Origin of the sequence: Micropruina sp. (genome assembly GCF_047602085.1) — a bacterium.
Classification (GTDB): domain Bacteria; phylum Actinomycetota; class Actinomycetes; order Propionibacteriales; family Propionibacteriaceae; genus Micropruina.
The window spans coordinates 107,851-123,282 of the sequence record NZ_JASGID010000007.1 but is presented as its reverse complement, the minus strand read 5'-3'; the positions used below and the strand labels follow the sequence as shown (position 1 = coordinate 123,282).

Below are 15,432 nucleotides of genomic sequence, written 5' to 3'. Positions count from 1 at the left end.
CCACCCAACCGGGATGCGACAGGGGGCGACACTGCGAAAGTGTCGCCCCCTGTCGGAGCCGGCTTCAGCAAACGCTGATCAATCCTCGGCCGAGCTTGTCGAGACCTCAAACGAGGTGCTCTCACTAGGGATTTCGAGAAACTCAAGCAGCGGTGGGCTCATTGCTCAGCGCATCTCTAGGCCGAATGCGGCAGCGCCCGGCTGGCGGGCACCGCGCTGGGTCAGTGGCGGTCCCGCTCGGCGAGCGCCGGGGCGAGCCAGACCAACGCTCCGAGCAGAACGACCGACGCCAGCCCTCCGCCGATCAACTGGAGCGAGGACTGAGCGGTGACGCCGACAACGGTGATCGCTGCGGACACGAAGACCAGCATCCACAAGGCGACGAGGACGGCCACGGTGGCGGCCGGGTCAGCGACCAGGCCGGCGCGAACATCGGACAAGGCGAAGGGACGCGACCCGGCGTCGGAGGTACGGATCTTGGTGTGCAGGGCAGACATCGTCTGTGCTCCTCATTCTCATCTGGATGCAGAGCACAAACCGTGCTCTACACGGCTATGTGGGGTTCCCCGGAAGGAACAATCTTTATATTAGTCCCTGAGACTACTAAATGCAAGCGGGCGCTTCAGCACGGCCATGCCCGGTCTCGGCCGACCCCATCGCCCCGTCGCACACCGGCAGCGTTGATAGGTTTACGCCCATGACCGACGCGCCCGCCGCCAACGACTTCATTCGCGACATCGTCCGGCGCGACAACGAGCAGGGCCGCTTCGGCGGACGCGTCCAGACCCGCTTCCCACCCGAGCCCAACGGCTACCTGCACATCGGCCACGCCAAGGCGATCGTGGTCGACTTCGGCATCGCCGAGGACTTCGGCGGCGTCTGCAACCTTCGGCTGGACGACACCAACCCCGACACCGAAGAGACCGAGTACGTCGACTCGATCGTGGCCGACATCGAATGGCTCGGCTACGCCCCGGCGAACGTGCTGTATGCCTCGGACTACTTCGAGCAGTTGTACGCGTGGGCCGAGTTGCTGGTGCAGGACGGCAAGGCCTACGTCGACGACTCGCCGATCGAGTTGATCTCGGCGCAACGCGGCGGCTTCGGCAAGCCGGGCATCGAGAGCGAATACCGCAACCGCAGCATCGAGCAGAACCTCGACCTGCTGCGCCGGATGCGCGCCGGCGAGTTCCCGGACGGCTCCCGCGTGCTGCGCGCCAAGATCGACATGCAGCACGAGAACATGCAGCTGCGCGACCCGGTGATGTACCGCATCCGGCACGCCGACCACCACCGCACCGGCGACGCCTGGGACATCTACCCCACCTACGACTGGGCGCACGGCCAGTCCGATGCCATCGAGGGCGTCACGCATTCGATCTGCACCCTGGAGTTCGACACGCACCGGGCGCTCTACGACTGGTACCTGGAGCAGCTGCCGCTACCCGCCGACCAGCCGAAGCAGATCGAATTCGCCAGGCTGGAGTTCACCCACACGGTCACCTCCAAGCGCCGGCTGAAGACGCTGGTCGATACCGGCATGGTCGACGGCTGGGACGACCCGCGGATGCCGACCCTGCGGGCGCTGCGCCGGCGCGGTTACCCGGCTTCGGCGATCCGGGCCTTCTGCCGCGACATCGGCACCACCCGGACCAACAGCCGGCAGTCCATCGAGGCGCTGGAATCGTACGTCCGGCGCGAACTGAACGCGACCGCACAGCGTCGGATGGCGGTGCTCAAACCGCTCAAGCTGGTGCTGACCAACTGGCCCGAGGGGCAGGTCGAGCACTTCGAGGTGGCCAACAACCCGGAGAACCCCGCAGACGGCGTCCGCACGGTGGCATTCAGCGGCGAACTGTGGATCGAGGCCGACGACTTCGCCGAGGTGCCGCCGCCGAAGTTCTTCCGGCTTTCGCCCGGACGCGAGGTGCGGCTGCGCGGCGCCTACCTGATCACCGCCACCGACGTGGTGAGGGACGCCGACGGCAACGTCGTGCAGGTCAACGCGATCTACGATCCGGCCTCCCGAGGCGGCAACGCGCCGGACGGCCGCAAGGTGAAGTCGACCATGCATTGGGTGTCCGCCGCCCACGCCCTGCCCGGCACCGTGGCGCTGTACGACCGGTTGTTCTCGGCCGCGGCGCCTGGCGAGCGCACCGGAGAGCCTCTGGACGATCTCAACCCCGACTCCCGGCAGGTGCTCACCGACTGCCGGTTCGAGCTAGCGCTGGAGCAGACCGAACCGGGCCAGGTTGTCCAGTTCGAACGACTCGGCTACTTCGCCCACGACCCGCGCGAGCCCCTGCTGTTCCACCGCACGGTCGGGCTCCGCGACGAGTGGGCCGCGATCCAGCGCCGGCAGAGCCAGTCGTGACGAGGATCTAGCCGCAGCCGCAGCCGCAAGCCGCAGCCGCTGATCGCCGTCGCGGACGTGGTGGCGAAGTCCGCCTTCTACTGCGAGATGCTCGGGGCCGGCTCCGGCCACGTCCAGAAATCTCGACCGGCTCAATCGCGGCGTGGCAAGGCTCCCCACCGCCGCCACCCCATAGGCTCAGGAATCATGAAGGACCGACTCACCCCACTCACCATCCCCTCCCGCAAGGGACGCCTGGCCATCGTCACCGGGGCCAGCGGCGGCATCGGCAAGGCGACGGCCCGAGCCCTCGGACTAGCCGGTGCCGACGTGGTGCTGGCCGTCCGCAATGTCACCAAGGGCGAGGCCGTCGCCGAGCAATTGCGTGCCGAGCACCCCGAAGGCACCCACACTGTCGCACACCTGGACGTCTCGGATCTGGCCTCGGTGCAACGATTCGCCACCGCCTACACCGACCGCAGGGTCGACATCCTGGTGCTGAACGCGGGCATCGGCCCCACCCGAAAACGCGAGCAGAGCGTCGACGGACACGAGTTGATCATGGCCACCAACTACCTGGGGCACGTTGCACTGACCGCCCATCTGCTGGAACCGCTACGCCGCGCCAGCCGAGCCCGGGTGGTGGCGCTGGGGTCACTGGTGGCCAACAACGGCAAGATCCGGCCCGACGACCTCAACCTGGAGCGGCGCTGGTCGGGTGCGCGAGCGTACGCCAACAGCAAACTGGCCATGGTGATGTTCGCCCGTGAGTTGCAACGGCACAGCACCGCCGGCGAGTGGGGCGTGAATGCCCACGCGGCCCACCCCGGCTGGGCGGCGGGCGGCCCATTACAGGACGCGCCGCACCACGCCCTCGGCGAGTTCTTCGGTCGAGTCACCCGGCAGATCCAGTCGACATCGGACGGCGCCCAGCCGGTGGTGTTCTGTGCCGCCAGCCGGCAGGCGGCCGCCGGCGGCTACTACGGCCCGATCGGCATGTTCGGCACCTCGGGTCCGGTCGGACGGGCGGCCTTGCCGCGCCAGGCTCGCTCTGCTCGCGACCTCACCGCACTATGGCTGGCAACCGAAAAGGCCACCGGGGTGGAATTCCCACGGTGACCTTGTTCGGTGCTGCCACGACCAGCCACTCGCTCAGGTGGTGGCCGGCTCCACAGCCTCACTCGCCGCCTCGGCGGGCTTCACCAACGAGCCGAGGGCCCAACCAAGCAGAATGAACATGACCCCCAGGCCGATCACCAGCAGCGCCACACCGTAGGCAACCACCGAAGTGAACAGTGAAGCGCGCAAGAACGACGCGTTCATCATGGTGGTGCGCAGCGCAGTGAGTTCCTCGACCTTGGCGGTGTCACCGGCGGTCCTGGCCGCCGAGATCTCGGTGCCGAGCTGGGCGAACGTGCGACCCCCGCTCGAGGCGAGCGCGTGGGTATTGATGATTTCGGCCTGAGCATAGGCGCTGATCGGATCCTGCACCCTGGCACCCGGGACGAGCGGCGAGTCCGCAGGTACCGTGATGTTCTCTGCGGCAAGTTGGGTAGACACCGTGGCCCAGGTGGTGATCCCACCGATGATGGCCACCGCGCCGAAGATGATGCTGAGAAGGCCCACCAGCTTCACTGGGCCGGACTTCTTGGACATGAAGCGCTCCTTGTTGACTGTGTACTGCGTCGACGTCATTGCCGAGGTCGGCAGCGTTGGCAACCTCAGCAGATGAGTCCCCTGGGCACCCGATCCCTCCCGATCGTTGACCCCTCATCTACGACACAGTGTAGTACGCAAGTCACTGGATAGCACAAGACCCCCGCCCGAGGGCGGGGGTCTTGAAAAATACTTCAGATCACTTGAGGATCTTGGTCACTCGGCCGGCGCCGACGGTGCGGCCACCCTCACGGATGGCGAACTTCAGGCCGTCCTCCATGGCGATCGGCTTGTTCAGGTGCACAGTCATGTCGGTGTTGTCACCGGGCATCACCATGTCGGTACCCTCGGGTAGCTGAACAACGCCGGTCACGTCCGTGGTGCGGAAGTAGAACTGCGGGCTGTAGTTGCTGAAGAACGGCTTGTGACGGCCGCCCTCCTCCTTGGTCAGCACGTAGACATTCGCCTCAAAGTCGGTGTGCGGGGTGGTCGAACCCGGCTTGATCACGACCATGCCGCGCTCGACGTCGTCCTTCTTGGTGCCACGCAGCAGCAGGCCGACGTTCTCGCCCGCGCGACCCTCGTCGAGGATCTTGCGGAACATCTCCACACCGGTGATGGTGGTGGTCTGCTTCTTGTCGGCGATGCCGATGATGTCGACGGTCTCGCCGGTCTTGACGATGCCGCGCTCGATCCGGCCGGTGACGACGGTGCCACGACCGGTGATCGTGAACACGTCCTCGATCGGCATCAGGAACGGCTTGTCGGTCTCACGCTCGGGCTGCGGGATGTACTCGTCCACGGCGTTCATCAGCTCGAGGATCGACTCGCCCCACTTCTCGTCGCCCTGCATGGCCGGGAAGGCAGCCACGCGCACGACCGGAGCGTTGTCGCCGTCGAACTCCTGGGCGTCCAGCAGCTCGCGGACCTCCATCTCGACCAGCTCAATGAGCTCCTCGTCGTCGACCATGTCGCACTTGTTCAGCGCGACGACGATCGCCGGGACGCCGACCTGACGGGCCAGCAGCACGTGCTCGCGGGTCTGCGGCATCGGGCCGTCGGTGGCGGCCACGACCAGAATCGCGCCGTCCATCTGGGCAGCACCGGTGATCATGTTCTTCACGTAGTCGGCGTGACCCGGGCAGTCCACGTGGGCGTAGTGACGAGCCTCGGTCTGGTACTCGACGTGCGCGATCGAGATGGTGATGCCGCGCTGGCGCTCTTCGGGCGCCTTGTCGATCTGATCGAAGGCCGAAACCGCGTTCAGCTCGGGGTACTTTTCGTGCAGCACCTTGGTGATCGCCGCGGTCAGAGTGGTCTTGCCGTGGTCGATGTGCCCGATGGTGCCGATGTTGCAGTGCGGCTTGGTCCGCTCGAACTTGGCCTTTGCCACTGAGGCTCCTTCATGATGTCGCCACGCGCGGTTCGCGCGGCGTCGTGTGGGTTGGGTTGATGAGTCCCTGGTTGGTGCGCCCCACAACGGGGGCGAACCCTACCAAGTCTTGTCTACGGTTGCGGTGGAGTCAAACTCAGGCCCCGCCGCGACCCTTGGCGATGATCTCTTCGGCGACGCTCTTGGGAGTCTCGCCGTACTGGCTGAACTCCATCGAGTAGGACGCCTGGCCCGAAGTCTTCGACCGCAGGTCACCGACATAGCCGAACATCTCGCTCAGCGGCACCAGAGCGCGCACGACCTGGTTGCCGTGCACCTCCTCCATGCCCTGGACGTGGCCGCGGCGGCTGTTGATGTCGCCGATCACGGTGCCCAGGTAGTCCTCGGGAGTGGTGACCTCGACCGCCATCAGCGGCTCGAGCAGAGCCGGGTCGGCCTTGCGCGCAGCGTCCTTGAAGACCATCGAACCGGCGATCTTGAACGCCAGCTCTGAGGAGTCGACGTCGTGGTACTGGCCGTCGACCAGGGTGACCTTGATGTCTTCGATGGGGTAGCCGGCGAGCGGGCCGAAGGCAATGGCCTCTTGCACGCCCTTGTCGACGGCGGGAATGTATTCCTTGGGGATGCGCCCACCGGTGACGGCGTTCTCGAACGTGTAGCCCGAGCCCGCCTCCATCGGCTCCAGATTGATGATCACCTTGGCGTACTGGCCCGAGCCGCCCGACTGCTTCTTGTGGGTGTACTCGACCTTCTCGACCGGACGACGCAGCGTCTCACGGTAGGCCACCTGCGGCTTGCCGATGTTGGCCTCGACCCGGAACTCGCGCTTCATCCGGTCGATCAGGATCTCCAGGTGAAGCTCGCCCATGCCGGCGATGATGGTCTGGCCGGTCTCCTCGTCGGTGTGGACCTGGAAGGTCGGATCCTCCTCGGCCAGCCGCTGGATGGCCATCGACAGCTTCTCTTGGTCAGACTTCGACTTGGGCTCGATGGCTTGTTCGATGACCGGGCTGGCGAAGTTGATCGATGCGAGCTGCACCGGGTTGGCCGGGTCGCACAGGGTGTCGCCGGTCCTGGTGTTCTTCAGGCCCATCACCGCGACGATCATGCCGGCACCGATCGACTCGATCTCTTCACGCTTGTTGGCGTGCATCTGGTAGATCTTGCCGATCCGCTCCTTGTGGCCGCGGGTGCTGTTCAGCACCGAGGTGCCTGCCTTGAGCACGCCGGAGTAGATCCGAATGAAGGTCAACTTGCCCAGGTGCGGGTCTGCGGCGATCTTGAACGCCAGCACGCTCAGCGGGTCGTCGTTGGACGGGTGCCGCTCGATCACCGTCTCTTCGTCGCCCGGCTTGAAGCCCTCGATGGCCGGAATGTCCAGCGGTGACGGCAGGTAGTCGACGACGGCGTCCAGCATCGGCTGCACGCCCTTGTTCTTGAACGAGGTGCCGCAGATCACCGCGGTGAGCTTGTTGGCCAGCACCGCGCGGCGGATCGCCGCCTTGAGCTGCGCGACGGTCAACTCCTCGCCGGTCTCCTCGGCCTCGAGCCACGCTTCGGCGAACTCGTCGTCGTGGTCGGCCAGCACGTGAACCAGCTCTTCGCGCGCCTCGGCCGCAGCGTCGGCCAGGTCGGCCGGAATCTCCTCGACCTCGTAGTCCTCACCGATCGCGGTCTCGCCGCGCCAGGTCAGGGCCCGCATGCCGACCAGGTCGACGACGCCCAGAAAGTCGCCCTCGGCCCCGATCGGCAACTGCAGCACCGCGGTGGTGGCGTTCAGCCGCTCCTTGATGGTCTTCACGCAGTAGTCGAAGGACGCACCGGTGCGGTCCAGCTTGTTGACGTAGCAGATCCGCGGGACGCCGTACTTGGTGGCCTGCCGCCACACCGTCTGAGACTGCGGTTCGACGCCGGCGACACCGTCGAACACGGCCACCGCTCCGTCCAGCACGCGCAGCGAACGCTCCACCTCGACGGTGAAGTCGACGTGCCCGGGGGTGTCGATGATATTGATCTGGTGCTGCTTCCAGAAGCAGGTCGTCGCGGCCGACGTGATGGTGATGCCGCGCTCCTGCTCCTGCTCCATCCAGTCCATCGTGGCGGCGCCGTCGTGCACCTCACCGATCTTGTAGTTGATGCCGGTGTAGAACAGGATGCGCTCGGTGGTGGTGGTCTTGCCCGCGTCGATGTGCGCCATGATGCCGATGTTGCGCACCTTGGCCAGGTCGGTGTTCACGTTGATAGCCACGGTAAGGGCTCCTCGAAGGTCTGTGTTCCAGTTGTGGGCGGGCAGGCGTGAAGCCCTCCCCCGGGGATCGCCCGGGTGGAGAGCCTCAGATCACCAGCGGTAATGAGCGAAGGCGCGGTTGGCCTCGGCCATCTTGTGCGTGTCTTCGCGACGCTTCACCGAGGCACCCAGGCCGTTGGAAGCGTCCAGCAGCTCGTTCATCAGACGCTCGGTCATGGTCTTCTCGCGACGGGCGCGCGAGAAGCTGACCAGCCAGCGCATGGCGAGAGTGGTGGCGCGGGCCGGCTTGACCTCGATCGGCACCTGGTAGGTGGCACCGCCGACGCGGCGGCTCTTCACCTCGAGCGTCGGACGGATGTTGTCGAGCGCCTTCTTCAGCGTCTGCACGGGGTCGACGCCGGTCTTGGCCCGGGTGCCCTCAAGTGCGGAGTAGACGATGTTCTGAGCGGTGGTCTTCTTGCCGTCCAGCAGGATCTTGCTGACCAGTTGGGAAACCAGGGGCGAACCGTAGACCGGGTCGACAACGACCGGACGCTTCGGGGCGGGACCCTTGCGAGGCATTACTTCTCCTTCTTCGCGCCGTAGCGGCTGCGAGCCTGCTTGCGGTTCTTGACACCCTGGGTGTCGAGCGAGCCGCGAATGATCTTGTAGCGCACGCCGGGCAGGTCCTTCACACGACCGCCGCGCACCAGCACCATCGAGTGCTCCTGCAGGTTGTGGCCGACGCCGGGAATGTACGCCGTGACCTCGACACCCGAGGACAGCCGGACGCGAGCCACCTTGCGCAGTGCGGAGTTCGGCTTCTTCGGGGTGGTGGTGTACACACGCGTGCACACGCCACGCCGCTGCGGCGAACCTTTGAGCGCGGGCGTCTTGTTCTTGCTGACCTTGTCAGTGCGGCCCTTACGGACCAACTGCTGAATGGTGGGCACCGGCTGGTATCACTTTCCGTCGTGGTTGAAGGCACGTCCTGGCGAACGTGATTCGCTGTTGGGGTGTCGCGTCACAGACGGAAGTCGTCGCGACGGGCACACACGGATGGTTCGGTCGCCCGAACACAACCACCAAGGTTACCCGCTGCCGTCCGTCAGCGCAAAAACGCGTGCTCCGCTATGCCGCTTGCATGGCGGTGAGGGGTGTGACTGTGGCGGCGCGTAGTGCGGGGATCAGGCCACCGAACAGACTGGCGGCGACCCCGCCCAGTGCGACGAGCCATGGCAACGGTGGCCAGACGATTAAGGTCCAACCCTGCTGCGCACACCAGATCGCGGCGGCGGCAAGGCCGACCGCAGCACCGATCAGGCCGGCGATCAGGCCCGCAAAGGCAGATTCGGTCAGGATCAGGACGCCGATGCGGCGCCGGCTCCAGCCCATCGCCGAGCGCAGGCCAAGCTCGCGGCGGCGGTTGTTCACCGCGAGCATCAACGTATTGGCGATCGCCACCATGCCGACCAAGCCGATGAATCCGCCGAGCGCGGCGCCGATCCGGCGCAGGTCGTCGGTCACATTGCCGAGCAACTGTTGCCCGTCGGGTGGCGTGACGTCGCGGAGTTGCAGGGTGTGGTCATAGTCCATGGCGGCCAGGGCGTAGGCAGCCACGGCGGCGGCAGACCCTGGCCGGACATGGATGAGGAGGCGAATGTTCGCGGCGCCGTCGGAGGGTAGTTCACCGGCGGCCTCGCGGGGGATCACGACCGAGTTGTCGACATAGTCGAAACCAGTCGCATTCGCCACGATCCCGGCCACGCTGAACGGTCGACCGTCGAGGACGACCTGCGCATCGGGAGTATTGGCGGTACCGTCGGCGGGACGCACCCCCAGATCGGCAGCGAGTTGGCGTCCGACCCAGGCCAGCGGGAGACGGCCCGCGGTCAGGAGTTGCGGCGCGGCACCGCTCAGCACGGTCGTCTCGCTTGCTGCCAGTCCGCCGGCATCGGCAACGATCACCGGCGCCGAAACCGGATGGGAGGCGAACGACCGGGTGACGTTCGTGCGCGTGCTCCACAACGAGAACTCCCCGGCTGCACTGACCGGTTCCAGCGCGGTCACCTGGTGAACCCGGTCAGGCGGGAAGCCGTCCGGAGCCTGCGCCTGGGACCACAGCACCACGTGTTGGGATCGCTGCAGGTCGAATCGCAGGTCAATCTGCGCCTGCTGGGTGTCGGCGATCACGACTGCGGCGGTGGCGCTGGCCACGCCGAGCAGGATGCCGGACATCATCCCGATTGCGTGCCAGGGCCGGGCGAGCAGCGACGCGCCGGCATCGGCTGCCACCACCCACAGCGGACGCAGCCGATCGCGCAGCCCAGACCACCACCGGCCCTGCCTGCCCGCGGGGGTACTGGCGGGGCTCGCCGCGCTCATCGGAGCCGTCCGTCCACGATCGACACCACCTGGTCGGCCATCGCAGCGGCTCGGGAGTCATGCGTAACAACGATCAGGGTGGTCCCGTCGTCGGTCAGGCTGCTGAGCAGATCGAGGATCGCCTGCCCGGTGGTCTGGTCGAGCGCGGCCGTCGGCTCGTCCGCGATCACCACCTCGGGTCTCTTCACCAGCGCTCGAGCCACCGCAACCCGGTGGCGTTCGCCACCCGAAAGGTGCGCCGCCTTGCGGCCAGCCAGCGGAGCGAGCCCGACGACATCCAGCGCATCGATGCAGCGTTGGACGCGGACCGCGCTCGGCATCCGGGGATCGGTGATGCCCAGGTCGACATTCGCCGACGCGGTGCGCTCGTCGATCAGGTGCGAGTTCTGGAAGACGAAACCGAGCCGTTCGGACCGGAACCGTGCCAACTGCCCCAGGGAACGTCCGGTCACCGGCTGCCCCGCGTAACGGTAGGTGCCTTCGGACGGCTGTTGCAGGGCACCGATCAACGACGCCAGGGTCGACTTCCCGGCACCGGACGGACCCACGATCGCGACCGACGATCCGGCCGCGATATCCAGGTCGAGAGGGTGCAGGATGCGCGTGGGAACGGGGGCGGTCACGGCGAAGCCGACCTGTCGGAGTTCGATCAGCGGTGAAATGACTGGTTCCGCGTGACCGCCGCCGACCCGGACGGGTGCCGGCTCGCTCACCGAGGGCCACTCGGGGTCGGGGTCGGCTCAGCGGGTGAACGGCCCGACGGCGCGGCGGAGGCCTGATCGGAGGATTCGAACAACAGCACCTGGACACCCGTGGCAATGCCGTCACCGGCGATCTCCACCAGGCCTTGTGCCGTCACGCCCAGGGCGACCGGGGTCTCACGCTGGGACTCCCCGTCGACGACGACCACCGCGGGCCGGCCACCCGCATCCACCCGGACCGCGCTGAGCGGCACTGCCAGCACAGGCTTGCCGCTGCCCGCTGATTGCACGCCGAGTCGGCCCTGACCCTCATCGACCGCCGTGCGCGGTATGACCAGCACGTAGCCCGGCTCGTCGTTCGTGCGCGTCCGAACGGTGACGGACGCCACTTTCACCGTTTTGTCGGCCACCATGAACGTGGTCGCTGCCGGCGTCACCTCGGATCCGGCGTTGGGCACCGCACAACGGAACTCCTTGGTACCGGCGTTGACCTCCAGCAGCACGGCGCCGGGCTTCACCACCTCACCCACCCGGACCTTGCGCACCCCCAACTCAGCCCCGTCCGGTACAGCCACGAGGCTCTGCTGCCGGACGCGGTCACGCGGACCGGTGGGATCGAACCGTCGCCAGGCCGCCAGGGTCGCCGCATCGAGCACCGCATTCGCCGTCCGGATCACCCCGGCGTGTTGCAGCGCCTTCTCGAATCCCCGGACGTCCGGTCCACGGTCTCCGACCCGAAGGTCGCGATAGAACACAGCATCGGTGACCACCGCGATCAGCGGAATGCCGGAGACCTGTGCCAGTTCCGTCCCGGTCCGAACCCGTACGACGGTGCCGGGCAGCCTGGTCACGACGGGACGTGACCCCTTCGGCACGCTCGGCGCCACGACGTTGACGGTCACACTCTGCTGGACACACGGAAACCAGGCCACCTGCCGCAACTCGACCTCCTGCACCACCGCCGTCGGCGGCGGCAGATCCGGCGCTGCCCGCCGTTGCGCCGCCTGCTCGGGCGACAGCGAGAACGCCAGCACGGCGACCAGCCACACCACTGAGGCAAGCGCCGCCCCGACGATCCCCCAGGCAAAGCGGCCGTTCAGGCTGGCCCATCTCGTCGAGCTACGGGACATACCCAGCCTTGACGATTCCCACGGCAAACTCGGTGAGCACCTCGCGGTTGCGTTCGATCTGCTCCGGGCGCTGCTTCAGCAATAGTTCACCGAGCTTCGCGAAGTACTCCTTGCCACAGTCGGCATAGGCCGCCGCGTACTTCTGTTCGCCCCCGGTCTCCCAATCATCGGTCTCCAGCATGGTGTCGTCAGCGATGCGCAGAAAGCTGACTGCCGGATCTGCGGGGTCGACGTCCTTGCCGATGCGGTCGGTCAGGCACCGGGCCATTGAATCCTTCGACTTCGCGAGCGTAGAATTCGCTGCGGCAACGTATGCATCCTTCTCCCAAGCTGCCTGAAGATTGTGCCAATCCTCCACACGAGGGATGCTTGGTATCAAATTGGGACAACTCGTGGGCAACCGCTCGATCCTTGCGTCTTCCTCAAGGCTCTCCTTGTTCTCAGCAAAGCCACGTTCTCGAATGAGTTCCAGATTCGGATAGAGGTGCTGCGCCGGCCTATTCATCGTCGCTTCGACCCGCCCAGGCTCTCCCCCGCACTTGCGGATTCCCTCATTGCGTGCAAACTGCTGCACTCGCATGCCGCGCAACACGCCATCCCCAGGAACCATGAATGTCGACTCGATCACGTCCTGCATAACTTGCGGATCGACAATAGTAGGGATCACTGGCTCAGGAGTGGGAGACACTCCGCTACATGCAGCCAGCGTCACGCACATCAGAAGGCACGCCACACGCGGCACAAGCCAGTTCACCCTAGCCCTGTTCTTTCAGCAGACGCGAGCACATTCCATACACTAAACCGACTACACGATCAGAACTCGTAGACTGCGTTCTGGTTGTAGTTTGCGGACTGTCCCTTGATGTCGCGTCCCGTAGTCGTATTGCCGACGATCTTCGGTACGGAAGCTCCCGACGGGTACACCCACTGCCATGAGTACGAACTCTTCTGCCACGTAGCGTCCTTATAGTACCAGCCGCGGATCTGGTCAGCGTAGGCCGACGTGTAATGCACCCACACGCCGTCGCACCCCGAATTGGCATCGAACTTCTGGGAACTCGAGAGTGTCGTCGAGGTCCACTTCAGTCCGAAGTCACAGCTGGCCGCCATTTACTGCGTAGCTGGCCCGAAGACGGGCAACAGCAGGGCGAGTGCTGCGGCCGAGGCCATCGACACTGTTCGTCGCTTCATGGAAGATCCCTTCATACTGTCCGAGCGGCCCGCACTCGAACCTCGTGAGTGCCGCTACCTCGAACGCATCGTCACGTCTCGAACGCATCGTCACGTCCGCGCCACTTGACGCTAGCCACACGGCTCGCTCCGTGGCCATTCTCAGGCCGCCAGTGCTTACTAAAGTCAGCACCGCTCCACAGTCGTAGCCAGGGTCGGAAGGGATGCCCTAGCCTCTGATCGCAGACAAGCCGGAAGGGTGTGTGCAGATGTTCGTACTTGCTCTCAGGAGCACTGCAGTCATACTGGCGCTCCTTCTCTCACGTGATGAGTCTGGTACTTGGCAACGAACGTGGGAGATGGACCCATTATGTGTGGTCTTCCCATGGCTCTGCGCCTAGTCTTCTGAAGTGGCGTCGTCTTCTCAAGTGGCGTCCAGGCTTCGCCGCCGTATCGGTCCATGGGAGATACCGGAATGGCTCGTGTGGCTATGGTCCACATTCTGGGCCCTCACCTACCTGAACGATGTTCGGGTGCTTTGGCTGCAACCAGAGCAGGCACACGTGTCACACGGGTACCCCGAGCTTCTGGTAGTCCAGTCGGTGTTGACGGGAGCCCAACTCTGCCTGATCGCGATCAGGCCCGCGTGGGGCGCCGCACTCGTCTGGTTGGTCATGGCGCTCGCGACGGTGACTCGGATCTCCACGGTGGCAGCAATGGGCCTACCGCTGGCCACGCTCGCACTGATCGTCTGGGGACGGCGAGCATGGCTGACAACCCACGCGGCTATGACCGTGGTGTGGCTTGCGATCGGGACGGTTCGCGACACCACCGGCATGTTCTTCTGGACGACAGCATTGCTACAACTGGTGGCGATTGCGATCGGTCTGCTACTGCGCTGGGTGCGGGCGAATCGGGCTCGGGAAGCGCTCGCCAAAGCGGAAGCGGAGCGGGCCCTTCGGGCAGAGGTCGAGCGGCGGGAGCAACTCATGCATCAGCTCGCCACCGAGCTCCACGACGCTGTTGCCAGCGAGTTGACCATGATATCGCTGGAGTCGTCGCATCGTGCGACCGTCGACGATCCGGCCGAGTTGCGCGAGGCACTCGCGGCCACCGGGGCCAGCGCGCGCTTGGCGCAGGCCGAACTCCGCGCCCTTCTGGGGCTACTCCGACAGCCTCAAACCAACGAGGAATCACCGACACCCGCGGAAGCTCTCGGGGAAGTGGAAGGCCTATCGAACGAACTCGCTCGCTTGGCCACGGTGCTGCGCGGCCATGGTTTCGTCGTGGAAGAGCACGTCGTCGCGCCTGATGCCGCAGCGGATCGTCGAGCTGCCGCCTCTCGTCCGGCTCACGGTGCAGCGCATCTTGCAGGAGGCCGTCGCGAACGTGATCCGGCACGCGTCAGCCGGTGCCGAGTGCAGGCTCGCCCTACGGCAGGACGAAGCGAACATCGAGGTCACGGTGAGCAATCGGGTCCGAGCAGCGGACGCAGCGCCCAGCCGCTCCGTCACCTCCGGCGGCATGGGCTTGGCCAGCCTTGCCGAGCGGGTCTCCCTGCTGTCGGGCACGTTGACCACCGGGGTGGAGCATGATGACTGGGTGGTGCGCGCGAACCTCCCGCTCACGACTCAGAGCTAGACGTGCCCGGCCGATCAGCCGCCGCAAGGCGGAGTTCGACGAGCCCAAGTTCGTGGCACCTGATCACGACCTGTACTCGATCGCGCACGCCAGTTTCGCCATCACCCGTCCGAGGGCAATCTTCACCGAGTTCTCCGTGATCGTCATCGCCTTGGCGATCAGGCGATTACTGAGGCCCTGCGCGAGCCATCCGACCAGTTCGAGTTCCCGCTCGGTCAAACCGCCGTCCACCGAACCGCCCACGAGCGGACGCTCGCCCAGGTTGGAGGTGACCAGATGCCGTCCGAGAGCGTTGACCACTCCTGGCGAGAGTGCGTAGGCGCCCTGCCGCTCAAGCACGGAGCGCAGCGCATCGAACAGCTCCGCCGGAGTGGACTCCTTCGCGAGGTAGCCGCAGGCCCCGGCGCGAAGCATGCGGACCAGCCAATCCGGATGGGCGAACGAGGTCAGCGCGACCACCTTCGTCCCCGGGAGCCGTTGCATGACTCGCCGGGTTCCCTCGATGCCGTCGACCGGCCGCATCACCACATCCATCAGCACAAGATCCGGGGTCGTCCGCTCACACACATCCGCCGCCTCGGCACCGTCAGAAGCCAAGCCAACCACCTGAAAGGCGGGGTTGGAATCAATGATGGCGGCAAGTAGCTCCCGGGTGCGGCCACGATCCTCCGCCAGAACTACTGTCCACGACACGCCAACCCCCTGCCTCCGGCGCTCACCCCAGCGTACCGAGCCCTCGAGTGCCTCACGGTTCACCCAACCACGCGGGCATCTTG

Annotated in this window: 14 protein-coding genes and 1 pseudogene; 4 read left to right on the top strand and 11 right to left on the bottom strand. The window is 65.9% G+C overall.

What is annotated here, in order from left to right:
* Positions 1-221: 221 nt before the first annotated feature.
* Positions 222-497 carry a hypothetical protein gene (locus QM721_RS13070; RefSeq protein ID WP_415122687.1) on the bottom strand — a complete coding sequence of 92 codons (276 nt, stop codon included), beginning with the start codon at positions 495-497 and terminating at the stop codon, positions 222-224.
* A 200-nt stretch (positions 498-697) separates the two neighbouring features.
* Here QM721_RS13070 and QM721_RS13065 point away from each other — a divergent pair, with 200 nt between their 5' ends.
* Together QM721_RS13065 and QM721_RS13060 are read left to right on the top strand one after the other, a co-directional pair.
* Entirely contained in the window at positions 698-2,374 is a 1,677-nt protein-coding gene (locus tag QM721_RS13065; RefSeq protein ID WP_415122685.1) for a glutamine--tRNA ligase/YqeY domain fusion protein, read from the top strand.
* Between the two features lie 186 nt (positions 2,375-2,560).
* A complete protein-coding gene (locus tag QM721_RS13060; protein WP_415122683.1) occupies positions 2,561-3,472 on the top strand; it encodes an SDR family NAD(P)-dependent oxidoreductase in 912 nt (303 codons plus the stop codon).
* Between the two features lie 33 nt (positions 3,473-3,505).
* On the opposite strand, the gene QM721_RS13055 is transcribed toward QM721_RS13060, so the two are convergent.
* From QM721_RS13055 to QM721_RS13015, 9 genes are all read right to left on the bottom strand, one after another.
* Positions 3,506-4,009, bottom strand: coding sequence for an aromatic ring-opening dioxygenase LigA (locus tag QM721_RS13055; RefSeq protein WP_415122681.1), 504 nt, complete (start codon positions 4,007-4,009; stop codon positions 3,506-3,508).
* 199 nt (positions 4,010-4,208) lie between these two features.
* Entirely contained in the window at positions 4,209-5,402 is a 1,194-nt protein-coding gene (gene tuf / locus QM721_RS13050) for an elongation factor Tu (RefSeq protein WP_415122678.1), read from the bottom strand.
* 136 nt (positions 5,403-5,538) lie between these two features.
* Entirely contained in the window at positions 5,539-7,650 is a 2,112-nt protein-coding gene (gene fusA, locus QM721_RS13045) for an elongation factor G (RefSeq protein ID WP_415122676.1), read from the bottom strand.
* A gap of 90 nt (positions 7,651-7,740) precedes the next feature.
* Positions 7,741-8,211, bottom strand: a complete 471-nt coding sequence (gene rpsG, locus QM721_RS13040) for a 30S ribosomal protein S7 (RefSeq protein WP_415122674.1) — start codon at positions 8,209-8,211, stop codon at positions 7,741-7,743.
* On the bottom strand, positions 8,211-8,582 hold the full coding sequence (gene rpsL, locus QM721_RS13035) for a 30S ribosomal protein S12 (protein WP_020488528.1): 372 nt from the start codon (positions 8,580-8,582) through the stop codon (positions 8,211-8,213). Before rpsL ends, rpsG begins: the two co-directional genes overlap by 1 nt.
* A 178-nt stretch (positions 8,583-8,760) precedes the next feature.
* On the bottom strand, positions 8,761-10,014 hold the full coding sequence (locus tag QM721_RS13030; protein WP_415122672.1) for an ABC transporter permease: 1,254 nt from the start codon (positions 10,012-10,014) through the stop codon (positions 8,761-8,763).
* Positions 10,011-10,727, bottom strand: coding sequence for an ABC transporter ATP-binding protein (locus QM721_RS13025; protein ID WP_415122670.1), 717 nt, complete (start codon positions 10,725-10,727; stop codon positions 10,011-10,013). Before QM721_RS13025 ends, QM721_RS13030 begins: the two co-directional genes overlap by 4 nt.
* Complete coding sequence (locus QM721_RS13020) at positions 10,724-11,845, bottom strand: hypothetical protein (protein WP_415122668.1); 1,122 nt, start codon at positions 11,843-11,845, stop codon at positions 10,724-10,726. The genes QM721_RS13025 and QM721_RS13020 overlap by 4 nt, the downstream gene beginning before the upstream one ends.
* Positions 11,835-12,482 (bottom strand): hypothetical protein, encoded by a 648-nt coding sequence (locus tag QM721_RS13015; protein WP_415122666.1) that lies wholly within the window; start codon positions 12,480-12,482, stop codon positions 11,835-11,837. Before QM721_RS13015 ends, QM721_RS13020 begins: the two co-directional genes overlap by 11 nt.
* A 1,207-nt stretch (positions 12,483-13,689) precedes the next feature.
* Here QM721_RS13015 and QM721_RS13010 point away from each other — a divergent pair.
* Positions 13,690-14,181: pseudogene (locus QM721_RS13010) on the top strand (histidine kinase); the annotation flags it as partial.
* Between the two features lie 109 nt (positions 14,182-14,290).
* Positions 14,291-14,656 carry a sensor histidine kinase gene (locus QM721_RS13005; RefSeq protein WP_415122664.1) on the top strand — a complete coding sequence of 122 codons (366 nt, stop codon included), beginning with the start codon at positions 14,291-14,293 and terminating at the stop codon, positions 14,654-14,656.
* Between the two features lie 63 nt (positions 14,657-14,719).
* On the opposite strand, the gene QM721_RS13000 is transcribed toward QM721_RS13005, so the two are convergent.
* Positions 14,720-15,349, bottom strand: a complete 630-nt coding sequence (locus QM721_RS13000; protein WP_415122662.1) for a response regulator transcription factor — start codon at positions 15,347-15,349, stop codon at positions 14,720-14,722.
* Between the last annotated feature and the right edge of the window lie 83 nt (positions 15,350-15,432).